At 66.1% G+C, this 20,604-nt stretch carries 20 protein-coding genes; 11 read left to right on the top strand and 9 right to left on the bottom strand.

The window, feature by feature from the left end:
- The first annotated feature begins 110 nt into the window (after window positions 1–110).
- From I6F21_RS02065 to I6F21_RS02050, 4 genes are all read left to right on the top strand, one after another.
- A complete protein-coding gene (locus I6F21_RS02065; RefSeq protein ID WP_225182745.1) occupies window positions 111–1,772 on the top strand; it encodes a thiamine pyrophosphate-binding protein in 1,662 nt (553 codons plus the stop codon).
- Between the two features lie 4 nt (window positions 1,773–1,776).
- Window positions 1,777–3,042, top strand: coding sequence for an FAD-binding oxidoreductase (locus I6F21_RS02060; protein ID WP_225182744.1), 1,266 nt, complete (start codon window positions 1,777–1,779; stop codon window positions 3,040–3,042).
- A gap of 9 nt (window positions 3,043–3,051) precedes the next feature.
- Window positions 3,052–3,795, top strand: a complete 744-nt coding sequence (locus I6F21_RS02055) for an aspartate/glutamate racemase family protein (protein ID WP_036007157.1) — start codon at window positions 3,052–3,054, stop codon at window positions 3,793–3,795.
- Between the two features lie 139 nt (window positions 3,796–3,934).
- Window positions 3,935–4,714 (top strand): SDR family oxidoreductase, encoded by a 780-nt coding sequence (locus I6F21_RS02050; RefSeq protein ID WP_225182743.1) that lies wholly within the window; start codon window positions 3,935–3,937, stop codon window positions 4,712–4,714.
- Window positions 4,715–4,867: 153 nt separating this feature from the next.
- Here the strand turns inward: I6F21_RS02050 and I6F21_RS02045 are convergent, their stop codons facing one another.
- From I6F21_RS02045 to I6F21_RS02035, 3 genes are all read right to left on the bottom strand, one after another.
- Window positions 4,868–5,662, bottom strand: a complete 795-nt coding sequence (locus I6F21_RS02045) for an IclR family transcriptional regulator (protein WP_225182742.1) — start codon at window positions 5,660–5,662, stop codon at window positions 4,868–4,870.
- A 77-nt stretch (window positions 5,663–5,739) separates the two neighbouring features.
- The gene (locus tag I6F21_RS02040) at window positions 5,740–7,473 is read right to left on the bottom strand and encodes an FAD-dependent oxidoreductase (RefSeq protein WP_225182741.1); all 1,734 of its coding nucleotides are present in this window, start codon (window positions 7,471–7,473) and stop codon (window positions 5,740–5,742) included.
- Between the two features lie 8 nt (window positions 7,474–7,481).
- Window positions 7,482–8,696, bottom strand: coding sequence for an ABC transporter substrate-binding protein (locus I6F21_RS02035; RefSeq protein WP_225182740.1), 1,215 nt, complete (start codon window positions 8,694–8,696; stop codon window positions 7,482–7,484).
- A 401-nt stretch (window positions 8,697–9,097) separates the two neighbouring features.
- Between I6F21_RS02035 and I6F21_RS02030 the strand changes: the two genes are divergently transcribed.
- The gene (locus I6F21_RS02030; RefSeq protein ID WP_225112088.1) at window positions 9,098–10,399 is read left to right on the top strand and encodes an MFS transporter; all 1,302 of its coding nucleotides are present in this window, start codon (window positions 9,098–9,100) and stop codon (window positions 10,397–10,399) included.
- On the opposite strand, the gene I6F21_RS02025 is transcribed toward I6F21_RS02030, so the two are convergent.
- Window positions 10,388–11,950, bottom strand: a complete 1,563-nt coding sequence (locus tag I6F21_RS02025; RefSeq protein ID WP_225182739.1) for a hypothetical protein — start codon at window positions 11,948–11,950, stop codon at window positions 10,388–10,390. The two genes, I6F21_RS02030 and I6F21_RS02025, sit on opposite strands and share 12 nt — an antisense overlap.
- Window positions 11,951–12,256: 306 nt before the next feature.
- On the opposite strand from I6F21_RS02025, the gene I6F21_RS02020 reads away from it, so the two are divergent.
- The 4 genes from I6F21_RS02020 (at window position 12,257) to I6F21_RS02005 (ending at window position 14,981) form a co-directional block, all read left to right on the top strand.
- A complete protein-coding gene (locus I6F21_RS02020; protein ID WP_225112090.1) occupies window positions 12,257–12,718 on the top strand; it encodes an Hsp20 family protein in 462 nt (153 codons plus the stop codon).
- A 77-nt stretch (window positions 12,719–12,795) separates the two neighbouring features.
- Window positions 12,796–13,287 (top strand): Hsp20/alpha crystallin family protein, encoded by a 492-nt coding sequence (locus I6F21_RS02015; RefSeq protein ID WP_036007189.1) that lies wholly within the window; start codon window positions 12,796–12,798, stop codon window positions 13,285–13,287.
- 87 nt (window positions 13,288–13,374) lie between these two features.
- Entirely contained in the window at window positions 13,375–13,710 is a 336-nt protein-coding gene (locus I6F21_RS02010) for a hypothetical protein (protein WP_225182738.1), read from the top strand.
- 200 nt (window positions 13,711–13,910) lie between these two features.
- Window positions 13,911–14,981 carry a trypsin-like peptidase domain-containing protein gene (locus I6F21_RS02005; protein ID WP_225182800.1) on the top strand — a complete coding sequence of 357 codons (1,071 nt, stop codon included), beginning with the start codon at window positions 13,911–13,913 and terminating at the stop codon, window positions 14,979–14,981.
- Between the two features lie 294 nt (window positions 14,982–15,275).
- Here the strand turns inward: I6F21_RS02005 and I6F21_RS02000 are convergent, their stop codons facing one another.
- Window positions 15,276–15,452 (bottom strand): hypothetical protein, encoded by a 177-nt coding sequence (locus I6F21_RS02000; RefSeq protein ID WP_172786903.1) that lies wholly within the window; start codon window positions 15,450–15,452, stop codon window positions 15,276–15,278.
- Complete coding sequence (locus tag I6F21_RS01995; protein ID WP_036007194.1) at window positions 15,449–15,667, bottom strand: hypothetical protein; 219 nt, start codon at window positions 15,665–15,667, stop codon at window positions 15,449–15,451. Before I6F21_RS01995 ends, I6F21_RS02000 begins: the two co-directional genes overlap by 4 nt.
- A 265-nt stretch (window positions 15,668–15,932) precedes the next feature.
- Between I6F21_RS01995 and I6F21_RS01990 the strand changes: the two genes are divergently transcribed.
- A complete protein-coding gene (locus I6F21_RS01990) occupies window positions 15,933–16,334 on the top strand; it encodes a hypothetical protein (RefSeq protein WP_192893299.1) in 402 nt (133 codons plus the stop codon).
- Between the two features lie 31 nt (window positions 16,335–16,365).
- On the opposite strand, the gene I6F21_RS01985 is transcribed toward I6F21_RS01990, so the two are convergent.
- Both I6F21_RS01985 and I6F21_RS01980 read right to left on the bottom strand, forming a co-directional pair.
- A complete protein-coding gene (locus I6F21_RS01985) occupies window positions 16,366–17,217 on the bottom strand; it encodes a CoA ester lyase (protein WP_225139166.1) in 852 nt (283 codons plus the stop codon).
- Window positions 17,217–17,720 carry a MaoC family dehydratase gene (locus I6F21_RS01980; protein ID WP_341850358.1) on the bottom strand — a complete coding sequence of 168 codons (504 nt, stop codon included), beginning with the start codon at window positions 17,718–17,720 and terminating at the stop codon, window positions 17,217–17,219. Before I6F21_RS01980 ends, I6F21_RS01985 begins: the two co-directional genes overlap by 1 nt.
- Window positions 17,721–17,816: 96 nt before the next feature.
- On the opposite strand from I6F21_RS01980, the gene I6F21_RS01975 reads away from it, so the two are divergent.
- Entirely contained in the window at window positions 17,817–18,983 is a 1,167-nt protein-coding gene (locus I6F21_RS01975; RefSeq protein ID WP_060735112.1) for an acyl-CoA dehydrogenase family protein, read from the top strand.
- Between the two features lie 20 nt (window positions 18,984–19,003).
- On the opposite strand, the gene I6F21_RS01970 is transcribed toward I6F21_RS01975, so the two are convergent.
- Entirely contained in the window at window positions 19,004–20,578 is a 1,575-nt protein-coding gene (locus I6F21_RS01970; RefSeq protein ID WP_225182799.1) for an AMP-binding protein, read from the bottom strand.
- Between the last annotated feature and the right edge of the window lie 26 nt (window positions 20,579–20,604).

Raw genomic sequence — 20,604 nt, 5'->3', positions numbered from 1 at the left:
ATGACGCCTGCGCAGGCTGCGAGAAGCCTTTCGACCTTGCACACGCTCTCGGCCTGTCTTAGGCCAGTTCCCGAACACGTGCGTATCGCCGAAGTCTTGAGGGAGCCGACATGACCATTCGCAACACCCGCACCGGGGGCCAGATCCTGATTGATCAGCTCGTCGCCCAGGGCGTCGAGCGCGTCACCTGCGTGCCGGGCGAGAGCTATCTGGCGGCGCTCGATGCGTTGCATGACAGCCCGATCGACGTCGTGATCTGCCGCGCCGAAGGCGGTGCGGCGATGATGGCGGAGGCCTATGGCAAGCTCACGGGGCGGCCGGGCGTCTGCTTCGTCACCCGCGGCCCCGGTGCCACCAATGCCAGCCACGGCGTCCACATCGCGATGCAGGATTCGACCCCGATGATCCTGTTCGTCGGCCAGGTCGACACCGGCATGCGCGAGCGCGAGGCGTTCCAGGAGCTCGACTACAAGGCGGTGTTCGGCTCGATGGCGAAATGGGCGGTCGAGATCGATCGCCCCGACCGCATTCCGGAGCTGGTCGCGCGCGCCTTCCGCATCGCCATGCAGGGCCGCCCCGGTCCCGTGGTGATCGCGCTGCCGGAGAACATGCTGACCGAGACGGCGGCGGTAGCGGACGCCATGCGCATCGAGCCCGCCGTGAGCTGGCCGGCGCCGGCCGATATCGAAAAGCTCGGCGCCATGCTGGCCGGCGCCAGGGCGCCACTCGTCATTCTCGGCGGCTCGCGCTGGACCGACGAGGCGACCAAGAGCATCGCGCGGTTCGCCGAGCGGTTCGACCTGCCGGTCGCGACCTCGTTCCGCCGGGCTTCGCTGATCGACGCCGACCATTCGCATTATGCCGGCGACCTCGGCATCGGGCCGAGCCCTGGCCTGAAGGCGCGCATCGACAATGCCGACGTCCTCCTGCTCATCGGCGGCCGCATGTCGGAGATGCCGTCATCGTCCTATACGCTGCTCGACATTCCCAATCCGAAGCAGAAGCTGATCCATGTGCATCCGGGCTCCGAAGAGCTCGGCCGCATCTATCAGCCTGAACTGGCGATCCAGGCGACGCCGTCCGCCTTCGCCGCCGCGGTCGAGACGCTGAAGCCGTCAGTTGCGGTGGCGTGGAAGGGCGAGGCCGCCAAGGCGCATGCGGATTATCTGGCCTGGACCGGGAAGGCGCGCGAGCTGCCGGGCAGGTTCCAGTACGGCGAGGTGATGACCTGGCTGCGCGACCGCCTGCCGAACGACGCGATCGTCTGCAACGGCGCCGGCAATTACGCCGGCTGGATCCATCGCCATCACCGCTTCCACAGCTTCGCCGCCCAGCTCGCGCCGACCTCGGGCTCGATGGGCTATGGCGTGCCGGCGGGCGTGCTGGCCAAGCGGCAATACCCGGATCGCGTCGTGGTCGCGTTTGCGGGCGACGGCTGCTTCCTGATGAACGGCCAGGAGTTCGCCACCGCCGTGCAGTACGACGCGCCCCTGGTCGTCATCATCATCGACAATGCGCAATACGGCACCATCCGCATGCACCAGGAGCGCGACTATCCCGGCCGCGTCGTCGGCACCCAGCTCAAGAACCCAGATTTCGCGATGTATGCGAAGGCGTTCGGCGGCCATGGCGAGCGTGTCGAGCGCACCGAGGAGTTCGCACCGGCGTTCGAGCGCGCGCTCGCCTCGGGCAAGCCGTCGATCCTCCACTGCATCATCGATCCCAGGGCGATCTCGGTCGGCAAGGATTTTGTCCCGGCGGTGAAGGCCTAGAGCGATGCCGGACGGCCGCCACGTCGCCATCATCGGAGCCGGCGCGGTCGGCGTGATCAGCGCGATCGAGGCGCTGCGCGAGGGCCACTGCGTCACGCTGATCGATCCCGGCGAGCCCGGCGGCGAACAGGCGGCGAGCTACGGCAATGCCGGCTGGCTGTCATCGCATTCGGTGATCCCGCCGGCAGAGCCGGGCGTCTGGAAGAAGGTGCCGGGCTATTTGATGGACCCGCTCGGCCCGCTCGCGATCCGCTGGTCTTACTTGCCGAAGGCGCTGCCCTGGCTGATCAAGTATCTGCTCTCCGGCTGGACCGCGGCGCGGGTCGAGACGACGGCGTTCGCGCTGCGCGATTTGTTGAAGGACGCGCCGCTGCTGCACAAGAAGCTCGCGGAAGAAGCCGGCGTCCCCGAGCTGATCGAGCGCAACGGCGTGATGCACGTATTCACCTCGCGCGGCAATTTCGACGATGATCTCGGCTGGCGCCTGCGCAGGAAGGTCGGCGTCGAATGGATGGAGCTCAATGCCGACGAGATGCGCCAGCGTGAGCCGGATCTGGATCCGCGCTACACCTTTGGCGTCGTGGTGGAGGAAGCCGGGCGCTGCCGCGATCCCGGCGCTTATGTTGCAGCCCTTGCCGATCATGCGATCGCGAGCGGCGCGAAGCACGTACGCGCCAAGGCGACCGGGCTGAAGCTTAAGGGCGGCAAGCTCGTCGCTGTCGTCACCGAGACCGGCGAGATCGCCTGTGATGCCGCGGTGGTCGCGGCCGGTGCCCGCTCGAAGCAGCTCACGGCGTCGGTCGGCGATCCCCTCCCGCTCGAGACCGAGCGCGGCTATCATGTCGTGATCGAGAATCCGGAAGTCGGCCCGCGCAGCTCGATCATGGCCTCCGACGCCAAGCTGGTGGTGAACTGGACCAACAAGGGCCTGCGCGCCGCCGGCACGGTCGAGATCGCCGGCCTCGAGGCCGCGCCGAACTGGAAGCGCGCCGAGATCCTGCGCAACCACCTCGTCAGCATGTTCCCGAAACTGCCGAAGGACATTCCGGCCTCGCGCGTCAAGACCTGGTTCGGCCATCGGCCGAGCATGCCGGACGGACGTCCCTGCATCGGCTATGCGCGCGCCTCGCGCGACATCGTCTATGCTTTCGGCCACGGCCATGTCGGCCTGGTCGGCTCGGCCCGCACCGGCCGTCTGGTCGCCCAGCTCGTGAGCGGCAAGGCGCCGGAGATTCCACTCGCGCCGTTCGCGCCCGATCGTTTCCTCTGAGAGCGCACCATGACCACCTCAGCCAGCTCGTCCTCCCGCATCGCCCGTGGCGGCAAGGCCATCTACGGCGCGCCGCTCGGCATCCTGATGCTGGAGGCGCGCTTTCCCCGCATTCCCGGCGACATGGGCAACGGCACGACCTGGCCATTCCCGGTGCTCTATCGCGTGGTGAGCGGCGCCTCGCCGGAAAAGGTGGTGCTGAAGGGCGCGGCCGGCCTGTTGCCCGACTTCATCGATGCGGCCAAGGATCTGGTGCGGCTAGGGGCGGAGGCCATCACCACCAATTGCGGCTTCCTCTCGCTGTTCCAGAAGGAGATCGCGGCGGCCGTCGGCGTTCCCGTCGCGACCTCCTCGCTGATGCAGGTGCCGTGGGTGCAGGCGACCTTGCCGCCGGGCAAGCGCGTCGGCCTGGTCACGGTGTCGGGCTCGACCTTGACGCCGGCCCATCTCGAGGGTGCCGGCGTTCCGCTCGACACGCCGCTGGTCGGGACCGAGAATGGCAAGGAGTTCTTCCGTGTCCTGATCAAGGCCGAGAAGGACGACATGGACATCGCACAAGCCGAGCGCGACGTGGTCGAGGCCGGCAAGGAGCTCGTTGCCAAGCATCCGGATGTCGGCGCCATCGTCCTCGAATGCACCAACATGCCGCCTTATGCCGCCGCGCTTCAGGCTGAGGTCGGATTGCCCGTCTACGACATCTATTCCATGATCACCTGGTTTCATGCCGGGCTGCGCCCGCGCGTCTTTGCGTGAATGCGTCCGTGAGATCGTCACTAAGCATGATCCGGAAAAGTGCGCAGCGGTTTTCCGATAAGATCATGCTCAAACAATAACCCAAAGCGCGATGACGATTCGTCCTCATCTCATCGCGCTTTAGTCCAGGAGTGAACCCATGAAACTATCCGGCAAGGTCGCGGCCATCACCGGCGCGGCGCGCGGCATCGGCAAGGCCTGCGCAAAGAGGTTTTTGGACGACGGCGTCAAGGTCGTCATCTCCGACGTCGATGCCGAGGGCTTGGCGGCCACGGCCGCCGAGCTCGGGCGGCCGGATTCCCTGCGCACTGCCGTCGGCAATGTCGCCAAGCGCGCGGACGTGGATCAACTGGTCGCGACCGCGGTGAAGGAGTTCGGCCGGCTCGACATCATGGTCAACAATGCCGGCGTCGCCCGCAATCGCGACATTCTCGACATCACCGAGGAGGAGTTCGACGAGATCCTCGGCATCAATCTGAAAGGCGCGTTCTTCGGCGTGCAGGCGGCGGCGAAGCAGATGATCGCGCAAGGCGGCGGCGGGGTCGTCATCAACATGTCTTCGGTGAACGCGCTGCTGGCGATCCCTTCGCTTGCGACCTACGCGATGTCGAAGGGCGGCATGAAGCAGCTGACCTCGGTTGCCGCCGTCGCGCTCGCTCCGCACAACATCCGCGTCGTCGCGGTCGGACCCGGCACGATCCTGACCGACATGGTGGCCTCCGCGATCTACACGTCCGAGGACGCGCGCAAGACCGTGCTGTCGCGCACGCCCGCTGGCCGTGGCGGCGAGCCGAGCGAGGTGGCCTCCGTCGTAGCCTTCCTTGCCAGCGACGATGCGTCCTATATCACGGGGCAGACAATCTATCCCGACGGCGGCCGGCTGGTCCTGAACTACACGGTGCCGGTGAAGGAGAAGTAGGGGCGTTGTCGCCCCACTCTCGCTGTCATCGCCCGGCTTGACCGGGCGATCCAGTACTCCGAGGCAGCAGTGATTGAATCGATGGGCCGCGGCGTACTGGATTCCCCGCTTTCGCGGGGAATGACAGTCGTCGTGAGGCAGGCAGTCTGCCTCTTACTCCGCCGCGACCGTCAACCCGTAACCCAGCCGCTTCGAGATGCCCCCGGCGCAGTCGCGCAGCGCATGCGCGATCGGGCTGTCCCAGCGGGCGTCAAAAGTGCCTTCCGGGCCCATCGCGGTGATGACCAGCGCGACGTGTCCGAAATGATCGAACACCGGCGCGGAGAACGCGTTGACGCCGGGCAGGGGATCGCCGAGCGCACGGGCGAGGCCGTGCTTGCGCACCTCGGTCAGCATGTCGGCGAACTTCGCCCCCTTCACGGCGCGCTTCGGGTTGTAGCCGACGCCATAACGGTCGAGGCCGCTGTCGAGCGCGGCGCTGATCGTCTTCTCCGGCAGGAACGCCGCAAACGCGCGGCCCGTGGCGGTCTCCAGCAGCGCCATCACCGAGCCGACGCGCATCACGATATGCACCGGCTGGGCCGGCTCTTCGAGCTGCACCACGGTCGGGCCGTGCGTGCCCCAGACCGCGAGCGAGACGGCGTGGCCGATCTGGCTCGCGAGGCCCGCGATCTTGGGACGCGCGATGCGCACGCCGGAGAGGCGGCGCAGGCTGATCAGGCCGAGCTCCAGCGCCAGCGCGCCGATCTCGTAACGGCCGGTGCTCTCGTCCTGCTCGATCAGGCCGATGCGGGAGAAGCTGGCGAGATAGGGATGCGCCTTGGCCGGTGTCATGCCGGCCTCGCGGGCGAGATCGCGCAGCATCATCGGCTCGCCGCTGCGGGCGAGCGCGCGGAGCAATTCGCCGCCGACCTCGATCGACTGGATGCCGCGGCTCTCTCTCTTCATGCGCCTCCGATGCGCTTGGGTCGTTGTTTGAGCATGATCTCTTCGGAAAACCGCTGCACACTTTTCCGGATCATGCTCTACGCCGCGTCGCGCTTGGCGGCGCTGTCGGCAAGATGTCTGCCGGCAATGTAGCCGAAGGTCAGCGCCGGCCCAAGCGTGATGCCGGCGCCCGGATAATTGCCGCCCATGATGCTCGCCATGTCGTTGCCGGCGGCATAGAGGCCGGGGATCACGCGGCCCTCGGCATCGAGCGCCCGTGCGTTCGCGTCGGTGACGATGCCGGCATAGGTGCCGAGATCGCCGATCACCATCTTGATGGCGTAGAACGGGCCGTTCTCGATCGGTGCGACGCAGGGGTTGGGGCCGTGCAACGCATCGCCCTGGTAGCGGTTATAGGCCTTTGAGCCCTTGCCGAAAGCGGCGTCGCGTCCCAGCGGCGCCGTCTCATTGAACTGCCTGACCGTCTCGGCGAACGCCTTGGAATCGATCCCGGCTTTCGCCGCCAGCGCTTCCAACGTGTCGCCGCGCATGAGATAGCCGGTCTTCAAATGATGACCCAGCGGCATCGGAAACGGCGGCACGCAGCCGAGGCCGTATTTCCGCAGCGTCTTGTGATCGCAGACGAGAAATGCGGCGATCTCCTCGCCGGGCTTGGCGGCCTTGATCATGGCCTGGACGAAGTCGTGATAGGAATTGCCCTCATTGGCGAAACGCCTGCCGTCGCGCATCACCGCGATCACGCCGGGCTTGGCGCGATCGATGAAGTGCGGCATCACTCCCTTGGAGCCGTCCTTGCGCGTGGTCAGCGATACCGGCACCCAGGCCGCCGCGTTCGGCAGGCGGTCCTCGATGCGGCCGCCGGCGCCTTCTGCAAGGCGCAAGCCGTCGCCGGTATTGCCCGTAGGCCCGGGCGAATAATGCTCAACGCCGGTCGGCGCATGCGGGAACATCTTCCTGCGCCGCCCGACGTCATGCGGAAAGCCGCCGCAGGCGAGCACAACGCCCTGTCGTGCACGAACGCGCACCTCGCGTCCCTCGCGCGAGACGATGGCGCCGGTCACGGCGCCGTTCTCGACCGTCAGCTCGCGCACCGGCGAGGACAGCCACATCGGAATCTTCAGGTCGAGCGCTGACTTTGCGAGGCGGCCTGCGAGCGCATTGCCGTTGGTGAGCGTCATGCCGCGGCCATAGCGCAGCACGTCCATGAAATGCCGCGTCAGGCGCTTCGCGACATAGACCGCCGAGGTCAGCGACTTCGTCACCCGCATGAAGTGGATGATCTCCTTGCCGCTTCCCAACATCATGCCGAACACGGTGAGCTCGGGCAGCGGCATGCCGAGCGATTTGATGAGAATGCCGAGCTCGCGGCCGTCGAACGGGCGCGTCACCATGGAGCGGCCGCCCTGGGCACCGCCGGGCGCTTCCGCGTGATAATCGGGAAACACCAGCGGCATGTCGAAGCGCAGCGCCGTCTTGGTGGTGAAGAAATCGACCGCCTCGGGGCCGGCGCTCAGAAAGGCATCGACGCGTGCTGCGTCGTAATTGTTGCCCGCCTCATGCCGCAAATACGTGCGGGCCTGCTCCGGCGTCTCCTCGATGCCATATGCCTTTGCCAGCGACGTGCCGGGAATCCACAGCCAGCCGCCGGAGCGGGCGGTGGTGCCGCCGAAGCGCTGCTCCTTCTCGACGATCAGCACGTCGAGCCCGCGATAACGCGCGGTGATCGCGGCCGACATGCCGGAGCAACCCGATCCGGCCACGAGCACGTCGCACTCGTACGTCTCCATGGTGCCATGCTCGTTGCCAGCCATATCGGGCCTCACTTCTTCAGGAGCGGACATTTGGACTCGGAGACCGGACGGAAGGCGTCATCGCCCTTCACGGTCTTGACGATGTCCAGATAATCCCACGGCTCCTTGGACTGCGCTGGGGTCTTCACCTTGGCGAGATACATGTCGCGGATGACGCGGCCGTCCTCGCGCAACTTGCCGCCATGGACGAAGATATCCTCGATCGGCAGCTCGCGCATCTTGGCCATCACCTTGGCAGACTCGTCGGTGCCGGCCGCCTTGATCGCCTTGAGATAGTGCAGCACCGAGCCGTAGACGCCGGTCTGGATCATAGTCGGCATCACCTTGGTGCGCTCGTAGAACTTTTTCGACCAGGCGCGGGTGGCCTCGTCCATGGCCCAGTAGGACGCGGTGGTCATATAGGTGCCCTGCGCGGCCTTCAGGCCGATGGCGTGCACGTCGGTGTCGAACATCAAGAGGCCGACCAGCTTCTGACCGCCCTGGACCAGGCCGAACTCGCCGGACTGCTTGATGGCGTTATCGGTGTCCTGGCCGGCATTGGCGAAGGCGACCACATCGGATTTCGAGCTCTGCGCCTGCAGCGCGAAGGAGGAGAAGTCGGCGGTGTTGGTCGGATGCTTGACGCCGCCGAGCACCTTGCCGCCCATCTCGTTGATGAAGCGCGTGGCGTCCTTCTCGAGTTGATGGCCGAAGGCATAATCCGCGGTGATGAAGTACCAGGATTTGCCGCCTTCCCGGATCACGGCGGAGGCCGTCACCTTCGACAGCGCGTAGGTGTCGTAGGTGAAGTGCACGGTGTTCGGGCTGCACAGCTCGTCGGTCAGCGAGCTCGCGCCGGGGCCGGAGAGCAGGGCGACCTTGCCGCGCTCGCGCACCATGTTGTGCACGGCGATGGCGATGCCGGAATTGGGGATGTCGACGACGGCGTCGACCTTGCCGTTGTCGAACCAGCCGCGGACGATCTGAACGCCGACATCGGTCTTCATCTGGTGGTCGGCGCTGATGATCTCGATCGGCTTGCCGAGCACGGTCGGCCCGAATTCCTCCACGGCCATCTTGGCAGCCTCGACCGAGCCCGGCCCAGAGTTGTCGCGGCCCCAGCTCGACAAATCCGTCAGCACGCCGATCCGCACCGCGTCGTCGGACACTTGCGCGCTGGCACCTGTGGTCATGGCAGCCGAAGTCATGGCCGCGAGCACGGCGCAGGCCAGAAGCCCTCTCATTATCGTTTCCTCTCTTTTTGGCCGCTTGGTGCGGCAGGGTCGTTGTGGAGGGAAATTAGATAATGGCGAATTAGTTTGTCAATGGCGAATAACGGCTGTCGGGCCGGTTCCACGATGGCCGGATGATGCCCCTTAAGGAGCGCTCCTGCCTCAACACCCGTCATTGCGAGCCACCGGGTCCGCGCGAAGCGCGGCCCGATGACAGGCTCCGCGAAGCAATCCAGAGTCTTTCCGCGGAGGCGGTCTGGATTGCTTCGTCGCAAGGGCTCCTCGCAATGACGGGTGGTGCGCGACCTGCGCACAAATCCCGCGCCGTAATCCTGTGGGAGGCAACACCTCCACAGATTGCAGCCGTCACAAGGCTTGGCCATGATGCCGTCCGGAATCCTTTGGGGCAGGGCATGACGACAGCAACGGGGGTCTCCGCTTCCGCGGAAAGATCGACGACGGCGCATGTGGTGTGGGCGAGTGCGCTCGGCACCGCGATCGAGTGGTACGATTTCCTGATCTACGGCACGGCGGCGGCGCTGGTCTTCAACAAGCTGTTCTTCCCGAGCTTCGATCCCTTTGTCGGCACGCTGGCGGCATTCTCGACCTATGCGGTCGGCTTCGTCGCGCGGCCGATCGGCGGTGCCATCATCGGCCATTACGGCGACCGGCTCGGCCGCAAGACCATGCTGGTTGCGACCATGATCGCGATGGGGTTCGGCACCTTCCTGATCGGCTGCCTGCCGACCTACGATCAGATCGGCGTCTGGGCCCCGATCCTGCTCGTGATCCTCCGTTTCGTTCAGGGCATCGGGCTCGGGGGCGAGTGGAGCGGCGCGGTCGTGATGGTGATCGAGCACGCCGGCAATCGCCGCGGCTTCTACGGCAGCCTGGTGCAGGTCGGCTTCCCCGTCGGCGTCGCCGCCTCCACCGGCATCTTCGCCCTGATGACGAAGCTGCCCGAGGCGGACTTCCTCAGCTGGGGCTGGCGCGTGCCGTTCCTGATCAGCATTCTGCTGGTCGGCGTCGGCTTCATCGTGCGGCTCAAGCTCGCCGAGACGCCTCACTTCAAGGAGATCGTCGAGCGCAAGGAGGTGCTGGCGCAGCCGGCCCTCGAAGTGCTGCGCCGCGACTGGCGCAGCTTTCTGCTCGCGATCGGCATCACGGTATCGGAGGTCGGGCTCGCTTATCTCCTCACCGTGTTCACGGTGGTTTACGCGACGACCAGGCTCGGCCTGCCCCGGCAGGTGATCCTGGATGCCGTGGTCTATGCCGCGATCGTCGAGTTCGCGACGCTGCCGCTGGCCGGCTGGCTGTCCGACATCTTCGGACGCAAGGCGCTGTATCTGGCCGGCGGCGTCTTCTCGGTGGGCCTGGCGTTTCCGCTGTTCTGGTTCCTCGACACCAGGGAGCCGGCGCTGATCACGCTTGCGCTCGTCGTCACGATGACGCTCACCCATGCGCTGCTGTTCGGGCCGAAGGCCGCGTTCATGCCGGAGCTGTTCCGCACCCAGGTGCGCTACAGCGGCGCCTCGCTCGGCGCCAACGTCGCGGCGGCGCTCAGCGGCGGCTTCTCGCCGCTGATCGCGGCGGCGCTGCTGGCCTGGGCCGGATCGTACTGGGCGGTGTCGGTCTACATCGTCGCGCTGTCGGTCATCACGATCGTCGCGACGCTGCTGGCGCCGGAGACGGCGCGGGGCCCGCTAAGATCCTGAGCGTCGGGACAAGCAAGCCGGACTTGCAGCGTTCGGAAACACCAGGAAGGTGATGGTCGTCGGCGCAAGCCTGACTGCTCCCGGCGGTGCTGCGCGTGCCTCGAGCCGGGGCAGCTGGCCCTCAGGGGTCAGCGTGAGCCTCTTGCCGTTCAACTGCACAATCGTACCCTGCAACTGCGCTGCGTGCAGCGTGTACCGCTTGGCGGAATCCGGCAGCGATAGCGTGCGCGATGTGCCGCGCGAGGTGTTGATTGCGAGCAGCGACACCGCGCCTGTCGTGGCTGGGTGGCAATGCGCGTAAAGATGGAGATCGCGCGCAGCAGGTTTGCCTGCGTCGAGCACGATCGTTCCCATCAGCCGGCGCCAGAGCAGCGCGGCCCAATAGCTCGGCCGCGGCCGGAACGTTGTTTCGTCGAGCAGGCCGTAATCGCTGGCAGCCAGCGTGTTGTGCATCACCACCTGGACGCCGGCCCTCGCCAGGCGTCCGAGCTGGTCGAGGTAGCGGAACGTGTCCAGAAAAGTCCGGTCCCATAAGCCGCCGCCGCAGGCGGCATCAGCCGTCTCGGTCAGCCAGATCGACTTGCCCGGCTCGAATGCGTCGCGCAGCGCCTGGTAGGTCCGGAGTGTCGTATCCGTGCGGCCCAGCCATTGCTCCGAGAGGGCCTGCGCCGGATCGTCGTGCCCGCCGCATCGCGGTGAGATCGTGTTGTAATGGTGATAAGAGAACCGATCGACGCCGGGACCGGATGCGGCAAGCAGGTCCCGCGTGGTGAGCCCCGCTCCGGATGGCGATGGTGCATCGCCGACCGAGCCGGGACCGAGGATCAGCGTCTCCGGTGCGGCGCGCCGCATCCACTCGCGAAAGACCTTGAAGTCGCGGCCATACGCGGCCGCGTCATAGCCCGCCGGTGCACCGCCCGTCGCTGCGAGCGTCGGCTCGTTCATGAATTCGGCGGCGGCGATGCGCCCACCCAGAGCGCGCGTGGTGTCGACCAGCTGCTGCGCCTGATCCGGCCTCCATATGCCGTGGTCATCGCGGCTGCCGGGACTGATCGCAAAGGAGGTGACGATCTCCGCATCGACCGCATGCGCGAACTCCACGACGCCGCGCCACTGCGCTCGGCTGAGCACCGTGTTGAATCCCGGCGGTGGGGCTCCCGGCGCTTCGGCAAAGAACGTCGCATTGGCCCAGGTGCCGCTCACGCGAAGATAGGCCGGCGACAACGCCGCGGCGAGCAGGCGCAGTCGCGCATTGGCAAGATCGATCGGCGGCCGCGCGCTGTAACGATCCCGTTCGTCGAAGGCACGTGCGGTTCGCGGATAAGGCTTCCAGAACCGTCCGCCGGTCACCTCCACCATCTCGATGTTGTAGGATTGAAAGCGCGCATCGATCGTTCCGAGCGTCTTTAGCCCGGCAGGCGAGATGGCAATGTCGTCGGCCTGCGCTGCAAAGGCGGTTGCGGCGGCCAGCAGGGCAATCGCGCCGGCCGTGCGACCGGCCGGAGGCGGTCGGATCCCTGGTCTGCGGTGTGCTGCCGCCTGGTTCGTCATGCGCGTTGCCCGGGGCCCGATGCGCGGAGGCAACGTGGCCTTACCCTCGACCCGCCCATTTTACCCCTATTTTACCTTGCCGTTGCCGAGAGCGTCCGGGCTCGGCGGACCATCGAGGGGGTCGAAAAAAAATCCGTTGGCCCCTCTTGAAACCGGTTTGCGGTTTTCTAAGTCGTTTTTCGCCGCGAGAGCGGTGTGTCGGATGCCAACCGGGTCCGGCACGGGCGCCGGGTTGGTCTTTCGGACCCGTCTGAAATCCCGCCTTGCGCTCCTTCGTATCCATCTTGCTCTTTGGAGGACTTGGTTATGAGGACCAGTTTCGACTTTGCGCCGCTGTGGCGCTCCACCATCGGCTTCGACCACCTGGCCGACCTCGTCGACAGCACGCTGCGCCAGGCGACCGAGGACAATTATCCCCCCTACAACATCGAGCGTTCCGGCGAAGACCACTACCGGATCAGCCTTGCGGTGGCAGGCTTCGGCGTCAGCGACATCACCGTGACGGCCGAACAGAACGCGCTCACCATCGAGGGCAGGAAGCCCGAGACCGCCGCGCGGGAATATTTGTACCAGGGCATCGCCGCGCGTCCGTTCCGGCGCGTGTTCAACCTCGCCGACTATGTCCAGGTGAAGCAGGCCTCGTTCCAGGACGGGCTCCTGATCATCGACCTCGTCCGCGAGGTTCCGGAAGCCATGAAGCCGCGCCGCATTCCGATCGCGGGCGGCGCTCCTGCGGCAACGCAGATCGAGCAGAAGAAAGCAGCCTGAGCGCTCGATCGAACAGGTAGCGGAACGCGGCGCGCGCGTGCGCGGGCCGCGCTTTCCGATGCATGAAGGAGGGTACCATGGCTTTTCGTGATCTCATTCCCTGGTCGAAAAACCAGGAGCTTGCGCCGGCGCGCGACAATTTCGATCCGTTCCTGACGCTTCACCGCGAGATGAACCGTCTGTTCGACGATGTCTTCCGCGGCTTCGGGGCGACCAGCCTGTCGCCGCTGATGGAAGGCCGTTTCGGCTGGCCGAAGGTCGAGCTCAGCGAGACCGACAAGACGCTGACCGTCTCGGCCGAACTTCCCGGCCTGACGGAGAAGGACGTTCAGGTCGAGATCGCCAATGGCGTGCTGACCGTCCGCGGCGAGAAGAAGGCGGAGCGCAACGGCGAAGGCAGGTTCTTCACCGAGTGCTATTACGGCGCCTTCGAACGGCAGATTCCGCTGGAGGGTGTCGAGGAGGACAAGGCAGAGGCGTCGTTTAGGAATGGCGTCCTGACCGTGTCGCTGCCGAAATCGGAGAAGGCACGCGAAGGCGTCAAGCGCATCGCGATCAATACGCACTAACGTCAGGTGAGACGGCGGCGATGTGGCGCCGCCGTCTCATCGTCAACAAGCCGTCCCCCTGGAAAGGAGCATGTGGGAGACCCATCGATGACCAACGTGAATACCAGTTCCGGCACTCTCAATCCGCTGTTTCATCCCGCCGCCCACTACGACTCGCCTACCGACGTCCTGAATGCCGAGGAGCTCTCGTCGCCCGAGAAGCGCGTCATCCTGTCGTCCTGGGCATCGGACATGTATGCGGTCGAATCCTGTCCCGCCTTGCGCGAGATTCCCGGCATGAGCCACACGGTCCGGCTCGTCGACATTCTAGCCGCCTTGCGCAAGCTCGACGGCGACAACGACAATGACGACCCGCCGCGCGGCGGCGGCGTGCCGATGCGGCTGCGGCGGCCATGGGCCGCCGCCGAAGGGCAGGCGGCATGATAGTCACGCCCACCGTCCTCGCCCTCGTGCTGCTCGGCCAGGCCGCGGCAGCCTGGACCGTCCCGCTTTTGGCCTTGCAGGGCTGGATCGTCGCGTCAGGCGACGAAGGCTGAAGCACCAAGGTTCCGACTATCCTCACAACACAACGTGGCAGGGTGACGATGACGAATGCTGTGCGTCTGCTGTTCCTGGCCTTACTGATGCTGACGCTCACGGCGTCGCAGCCTGCCGCCGGCCAGATTCCGGATCTGAAGACCGGCGGTCCGGTGCCGACCCTGGCGCCGCTGGTGCGCCAGGTGACGCCCGCGGTGGTCAACATCTCCGTGCATGGCCGCGTGCGCGAGGACAACCCGCTCTATCGCGATCCGCTGTTTCGCGAGTTCTTCGACGTTCCCCGGCAGATCGAGAAGGAGGTCAATGCGACCGGCTCCGGGGTGATCGTCGACGCCCAGCGCGGCTATGTGCTGACCAACAATCACGTGGTCGAGGGCACATCCGCCGTTCAGATCACGACCAAGGACGGCCGGCAGTTTTCCGCCAAGGTCATCGGCCGTGATCCGCCCACGGATGTCGCAGTGCTCCAGGTCCAGAACCCGGTCGGGCTCAAGGCGCTTGCCTTCGGCGACAGCGACGGGCTCGATGTCGGCGATTTCGTCCTCGCGATCGGCAATCCCTTCGGCCTCGGCCAGACCGTGACCTCGGGGCTCGTCAGCGCGCTGGGCCGCACCGGCCTCGGCAAGCAGGGCTATGAGGATTTCATCCAGACCGACGCGGCGATCAATCCCGGCAATTCCGGCGGCGCGCTGGTCAGCCTGCGTGGCGAGCTCGTCGGCATCAACTCGGCGATCATCTCGCCCGCCGGCGGCAACGTCGGCATCGGCTTTGCCATTCCGGTCAACATGGCGCGCAAGGTGATGGAGCAGATCATCGTGAGCGGCCGGGTCGAGCGCGGCCGCATCGGCATTTCGCTGAAGGACCTGCATCCGTCGGTCAACAAGGGATTGAATCAGGGCGCCGTCATCGCCGAGATCGCGGCGGATTCGCCCGCAGAGAAGGCCGGCCTGCGCAAGGGCGATGTCGTGACCGGCGCCGACGACCGCCCGATCCGCACTGCCGCCCAGCTCCGCAACACGATCGGCCTGGCGCGGATCGGCGAGGACGTGAAGCTCACGCTGCTGCGCAACGGTGCGCCGTTCACCGCCACGGTGAGAGTGGCGCCCGCAGCCGGCACGAGCAGCGCACTCGCAGGCCCCAACCGCCTCGTCCGCTGAAACGAATGCACAGGGACGAACCGCGGAAGCGGTTCGTCCCTGCGACGGCAGGGCTATGGCATATGACTTGTGATGGCGGTCGTTGCGCACGCCTCGTCCTTCGAGACGGCGCTTACGCGCCTCCTCAGGATGAGGCTCATCAGCGTCAGTGCCTCTTGAAACTGCAGCCACACACTCCGTCCTCATCCTGAGGAGCCCGCCTCAAGCGGGCGTCTCGAAGGATGGCCGCAGGGGAGAGCTCTCAAATGCGATAGCCCTCCCTGCGACGGTGCCGGGGAGGCGTGATCTCCCAGCTCAGGCCGCGCGGTGATCCCATTCGCCTTGCAGGTCCCGGATCAGCCGCCGCTCGCGTTCGATGCGCTGGCGATAGAGCTCGCGCTCATGCTCGCTCTTGGCGCTGGCAAGAAGCAGCTCGTAATGGCCGATGACCTTCTCGCTGCCGCGGATCAGCAGATCGCGTTGGCTGTTCATTGGGCCATCCCCAACGCGTTCGCCGGCGCTTCGGCGGCGCGGAAGCCGACGGGAAAGGTGCTGGCGGTCAGGCCATCGAGCGCCGATCGCTCTTCGGCAAGTCGCCTCTCGATGAATTGGCGCTCGAGCTGCGACAGCCTGGTCTTCAGCAGGCGCCGGTAGCGGTGGATGTTGTTGCGGTGCGCACGAATGCGGGCCAAATTCTCATCGAGCATCGTCGTCTCTCCAGACGGTCGCGTTAGATCCTTTGGTTTTGCGAGGATGAGAAGATCTCTTCTCGGCGAAAAAATATTCAGCGGCTAAGCGGTGTCAAGATGTTGGCGCGCCTGTCCGTGTCGCTGGCTCCTGGAGATCGATGGTCGGCCAATCGAGCTGTCCGGACGCCCGGGTTCCGGGCGCGATTGCCTTTTGTTGGCCGGCAAGCGAACCTCGTGTGGCCATATTTGAGCAGGAGTGATCTGTCGCGAGGGAGGCGCTCCGATGAACAAGGCACTGATCACTGCTGTCGCAATGCTGGCCTGCGTGCCCGCGGGCGCGCTCGCGCAGGAGCGCGCAGGCGACGCGGCGCTCGGCGCGGTCTCGGGTGCGGTCGTGCTTGGGCCGGTGGGTGCGGTCGCCGGCGCCTTGATCGGCTACACGGCCGGACCTTCGATCGCCCGGTCCTGGGGCCTGAGAGGCTCGCAGTCGGCCAGGCACCGGCAGCCGCCGCCGCGTCGCGCCGCCGCGACCGGTAGCCCGTCGCGCACGCGCGAGGCAATGGCCGCCAACGGCCAGATGAGAGCTGCCGGCAATCCGGCCCCGCCGGTCCAGGCTCCGCCGGTTCAAGCCGCGCCTGCCGCGCCGGCGCATTCCTCGGCACCGCCCGTTCAGGGGTTCGACTGAGGCCGGCAGCCGGCCCGGCTTGCGTCCCGCTCTAGGACTGGCCGAGAATCTTCATCGCCGCGCGAAGGTGCGGCTTGTCGATCATCTGACCGTCGAGCCGCAGCGTGCCGGAATTGGGATTGCTCGCGAACGCCGCGATCACCTTCTCCGCCCAGGCGCGCTCGGCCTCCGTCGGCGCAAAGGCCGCGTTGACGATGTCGACATGCTTGGGGTGGATCAGCGCCTTGGCCGAAAAACCGTCGCGCCGCGCGGCGCGGGTTTCGGCTTCGAGGCCGGCAAGGTTGTCGATGTCGGTGTAAACCGTGTCGATCGGCGCGACCTCGGCGGCTGCCGCCGCCATCAGGCAGAGATCCCGCGCCAGGCGATAGGGGCTGTGGAACACGCCGCCGCTCGCCTTCTCGGTAGCGCCGAGCGAGGCGGAGAGATCTTCCGCGCCCCACATCAGGCCGGCGAGGCGAGGGGAGCAGCCCTTGTAGCTGCCGAGCCAGAAGATCGAGCCGGCGGTCTCCGTCGCGACGCAGACGATGCGGGTCGCGCCGATCGCGATGCCGGAGGCGGCTTCCAAAGCTTCGAGCCAGGTCGCGACCTGACGCACGTCGTCGCCGCCTTGCGATTTCGGCAGCACGATGCCGTCAGGCCTGCCCGGCATCACCGCGGCGAGATCGGCCAGCGTCATGCCGGTGTCGAGCGCGTTGACGCGGACATAGAGCTGATGCGGGCCGGGTCGGCTCTTCAACATCGAAAGCGTCAGCTCACGCGCTTCCGCCTTCTTCTCGGTGACGACGGAATCCTCGAGATCGATGATCAGCGCGTCGGCCTTGCCTTCGCTCGCCTTCTCGAATTTGCGCGGGGAATCGCCCGGCACGAACAGCATCGAACGCATCAGACCGGCCTCTTGTGCATCATCGCCATGCGGCGGCATTTGCCGACAATCTCGTCGTTCTGGTTCAGGGCATGGTGCTCGAACTCGACGATACCGGCCTTGGGCCGCGATCTGGATTCCCGCACCGAGAGCACCTTTGTCGTGGCCCGCAACGTGTCGCCATGGAAGACCGGCTTCGGAAAGGTGACGTCGGTCATGCCGAGATTGGCGACGGTGGTGCCCAGGGTCGTATCATAGACCGTCATGCCGATCATGATGCCGAGGGTGTAAAGACTGTTGAAAATGCGCTGGCCGAACTCGGTCTTCTCGGCGAAATGCGCGTCGATGTGCAGCGGCTGCGGGTTCAGCGTCAGCAGGCTGAACATGGTGTTGTCCATCTCCGTGACGGTCCGGGTCAGCGGATGCCTGAACTCCTGGCCCACGGAAAAGTCCTCGAAATATAGTCCGGCCATCGCGGTTTCCTCCCTGCGAAATAACGGCGCGCGCGTCACGTCGCGCCGCATGACCCCATGCATGGTAGGCACACTTCGCGGGCAAATTCACGTATCTGCATGCAGTTTTTCGAGCTAAAGAACGCTTGGCGAAGGGAGATCAAGACCATGGATTTCGCGCTCACCGATCAGCAGGAAGCCATTCGCGACGCCATCGCCAAGATCTGCGAAGGCTTTCCCGACGCCTATTGGCTGAAGAAGGACCACGACGGCGGTTTCCCGCACGATTTCCACAAGGCGCTGGCGGACGCCGGCTGGCTCGGCATTTGCGTGCCGGAAGAGTATGGCGGCTCCGGGCTCGGCATCACGGAAGCCGCGATCATGATGCGCACCATCGCCGAGTCGGGCGCCGGCATGTCCGGTGCCTCGGCGGTGCACATCAACGTGTTCGGGCTCAACCCCGTCGTCGTGTTCGGCACCGAGGAGCAGCGCAGGCGCATGCTGCCGCCGATGGTCGAGGGCCGCGAGAAGGCGTGCTTCGCCGTCACCGAGCCCAACACCGGCCTCAACACCACCCAGCTCAAGACCCGTGCGGTCGCCAAGAACGACCGCTACATCGTCAATGGCCAGAAGGTGTGGATCTCGACCGCGCAGGTCGCGCACAAGATTTTGCTGCTGGCGCGCACCACGCCGCTGGAAGAGGTGCGCTCGCCCACCCACGGTCTCAGTCTGTTCTACACCGATTTCGACCGCAACAGGATCAAGGTCCACGAGATCGAAAAGATGGGCCGCAAGATCGTCGATTCCAACGAGCTGTTCTTCGAGGACTTCGAGATCCCGATGGAGGACCGCATCGGCGAGGAGGGCAAAGGCTTCGAGTACATCCTCGAAGGCATGAATCCGGAGCGTATTCTCATCGCGGCCGAGGCGGTCGGTCTCGGCAAGCTCGCGCTGTCGCGCGCGACCGAATACGCCAAGACGCGTGTCGTGTTCAATCGTCCGATCGGCAAGAATCAAGGCATCCAGCATCCGCTTGCGGTGAACTGGGTCGAGCTCGAGGCGGCCTGGCTGATGGTGATGTCGGCGGCCTGGCAATACGACAAGGGCATGCCCTGCGGCGCCGCGGCCAATGCCGCAAAATATCTGGCGGGCGAAGCGGGCTTCTCGGCCTGCGAGCAGGCGGTGATGACCCATGGCGGCTTCGGCTACGCCAAGGAATTCCATGTCGAGCGCTATTTGCGGGAGGTGCTGATCCCGCGCATCGCGCCGGTCAGCCCGCAGCTCGCCCTCAGCTTCATCGCGGAAAAGGTGCTGGGGCTCGCCAAATCGTACTGAACAAGTCGTACTGAGCGAATCTATTCGGCGGCGATCCGCTCCATTGCCATGGCGCGAAGCCTGGCCCGCTGGATCTTCACGCCATTGGCACTGTCGGTCACCGGGAAGGCCTCCACGACATAGATCCGCGCTGGCACCTTGTAGCCGGCGAGCCGCTCGCGCAGATGCGCGATCAGCGTCTCCTGGATGGGCGGCTCCGTTGTCGGGATCACGAAGGCGACGCAGCGCGCCTGCCCCTTGAGATCGATGGCGACGACCTGGGCGTCGGCGACACCGGTGCAGGATTTGAGCTCGTCCTCGATCTCACCGGGCGCGACCAGGAAGCCGCCGAGCCGCATCGCATCGCCGGCGCGGGTCTCGTAGACGAACGACCCGTCGCCGCGCAGCCGGCCGATGTCGCCGGTCCGGAAGAAGCCGCCGGCGGTGATCGCCTCGCGCGTCGCCTCCGGATTGTTGAAGTAGCCGAGGAAGCGCGAAGGCGCGCTGATCTCGATCTCGCCGGAGACGCCGCTGGCCACGTGTTCTCCGGTCTCGACATCGCGCACGCGGACTTTCGCCTCCGGCGACATCGGCCAGCCGCCGCCCTCGATCCGATCGGCAAAGGCATCACTGGGGCCGCCGATCGAGAACAGCGCCTGCACCTCGCTCGATCCGTAGAGGCCATACAGCTTCATGCCGCGCGCTTCGGCTTCCACAGCCAGCTCGCGCCAGCCGGGCTGGAACGCGGCGAAGCCGCAGACTTCGAGATGCGGAAACGGGTGTGGCGCATCGGTGAGGGCGAGGATGCGCCGGAACATCTCGTCCGAACCGAAGGAATGCGTGATGCGCTCCGTGCTGAGGATCTCCAGCGCCGGCGCTGCTTCGAAGGCATCGAGCACATGAATGGTCGCGCCGGCCGCGAGGAAGCCGAGCAGGCTCGTCATGCCGAAGGTGCCGCAGAACGGCAGCATCGCCAGGAGCGAATGACGGTGGTGATCGAGCTGGAGCGCGTCGGCGACGGAGGCGGCGTGCGTCGCCAGCGTCGCTTGCGAATGCGCGACGAGCTTCGGCCCCTTGGTCGTGCCCGACGTGGTGTAGAGCAGCACGGGCAGGTCGACATCATCCTGGCGCGGCGGAGCCAGCGGGTAGGGCGTCTCGAACGCATCGAACCGCACGCAGGGCCAGTGTGCGGGGATCGCATCCGCGCCGACCACGGCCAGCCGTTGCAGCGCGGGCACCTCGGCCTCGGCGACGTCGGCGAGGATGGTGGCAAAGTCGATCGCGCGGAATGCCGCCTCGACCACCATGAGCTTCGCGCCTGATAGTTTGAGCAGGTGCGCGACTTCTGCGCTGCGATAGCGCGTATTGACGGCGGCGATGACCGCGCCGAGCCGCGCCGCGGCGAACAGCAGCGCGAGCCATTCGACCCGGTTGACCAGCCAGACTGCGACGACGTCGCCCTTGCCGATGCCTTGCGCGGCTAGCCAGGCGGCGCTCTGCTCGATCTTCGCCGAGAATTCCGCGCGAGAGACGGCCTTGCCGTCGAATACCAGGGCAGGGTCGGCGGCGGTCTTGATCCGGAGCAGCGATTGCAGCGAAAAATCGTTGGCACTCATGGCCATCGGACTAACCCGGTCGTGCA

The organism is Bradyrhizobium sp. NBAIM03 (assembly GCF_020194055.1).
In the GTDB taxonomy this organism is placed as follows: Bacteria; Pseudomonadota; Alphaproteobacteria; order Rhizobiales; family Xanthobacteraceae; genus Bradyrhizobium; species Bradyrhizobium yuanmingense.
This window is presented reverse-complemented; position numbering and strand designations above follow the sequence as displayed.

Bases quoted from the DNA above. Each gene is read 5' to 3' on its own strand.
- I6F21_RS02065 (WP_225182745.1), top strand. From the start codon at position 111: ATGACCATTCGCAACACCCGCACCGGGGGCCAGATCCTGATTGATCAG.
- I6F21_RS02060 (WP_225182744.1), top strand. From the start codon at position 1,777: ATGCCGGACGGCCGCCACGTCGCCATCATCGGAGCCGGCGCGGTCGGC.
- I6F21_RS02055 (WP_036007157.1), top strand. From the start codon at position 3,052: ATGACCACCTCAGCCAGCTCGTCCTCCCGCATCGCCCGTGGCGGCAAG.
- I6F21_RS02050 (WP_225182743.1), top strand. From the start codon at position 3,935: ATGAAACTATCCGGCAAGGTCGCGGCCATCACCGGCGCGGCGCGCGGC.
- I6F21_RS02045 (WP_225182742.1), bottom strand. From the start codon at position 5,662: ATGAAGAGAGAGAGCCGCGGCATCCAGTCGATCGAGGTCGGCGGCGAA.
- I6F21_RS02040 (WP_225182741.1), bottom strand. From the start codon at position 7,473: ATGGCTGGCAACGAGCATGGCACCATGGAGACGTACGAGTGCGACGTG.
- I6F21_RS02035 (WP_225182740.1), bottom strand. From the start codon at position 8,696: ATGAGAGGGCTTCTGGCCTGCGCCGTGCTCGCGGCCATGACTTCGGCT.
- I6F21_RS02030 (WP_225112088.1), top strand. From the start codon at position 9,098: ATGACGACAGCAACGGGGGTCTCCGCTTCCGCGGAAAGATCGACGACG.
- I6F21_RS02025 (WP_225182739.1), bottom strand. From the start codon at position 11,950: ATGACGAACCAGGCGGCAGCACACCGCAGACCAGGGATCCGACCGCCT.
- I6F21_RS02020 (WP_225112090.1), top strand. From the start codon at position 12,257: ATGAGGACCAGTTTCGACTTTGCGCCGCTGTGGCGCTCCACCATCGGC.
- I6F21_RS02015 (WP_036007189.1), top strand. From the start codon at position 12,796: ATGGCTTTTCGTGATCTCATTCCCTGGTCGAAAAACCAGGAGCTTGCG.
- I6F21_RS02010 (WP_225182738.1), top strand. From the start codon at position 13,375: ATGACCAACGTGAATACCAGTTCCGGCACTCTCAATCCGCTGTTTCAT.
- I6F21_RS02005 (WP_225182800.1), top strand. From the start codon at position 13,911: ATGCTGACGCTCACGGCGTCGCAGCCTGCCGCCGGCCAGATTCCGGAT.
- I6F21_RS02000 (WP_172786903.1), bottom strand. From the start codon at position 15,452: ATGAACAGCCAACGCGATCTGCTGATCCGCGGCAGCGAGAAGGTCATC.
- I6F21_RS01995 (WP_036007194.1), bottom strand. From the start codon at position 15,667: ATGCTCGATGAGAATTTGGCCCGCATTCGTGCGCACCGCAACAACATC.
- I6F21_RS01990 (WP_192893299.1), top strand. From the start codon at position 15,933: ATGAACAAGGCACTGATCACTGCTGTCGCAATGCTGGCCTGCGTGCCC.
- I6F21_RS01985 (WP_225139166.1), bottom strand. From the start codon at position 17,217: ATGCGTTCGATGCTGTTCGTGCCGGGCGATTCCCCGCGCAAATTCGAG.
- I6F21_RS01980 (WP_341850358.1), bottom strand. From the start codon at position 17,720: ATGCGGCGCGACGTGACGCGCGCGCCGTTATTTCGCAGGGAGGAAACC.
- I6F21_RS01975 (WP_060735112.1), top strand. From the start codon at position 17,817: ATGGATTTCGCGCTCACCGATCAGCAGGAAGCCATTCGCGACGCCATC.
- I6F21_RS01970 (WP_225182799.1), bottom strand. From the start codon at position 20,578: ATGAGTGCCAACGATTTTTCGCTGCAATCGCTGCTCCGGATCAAGACC.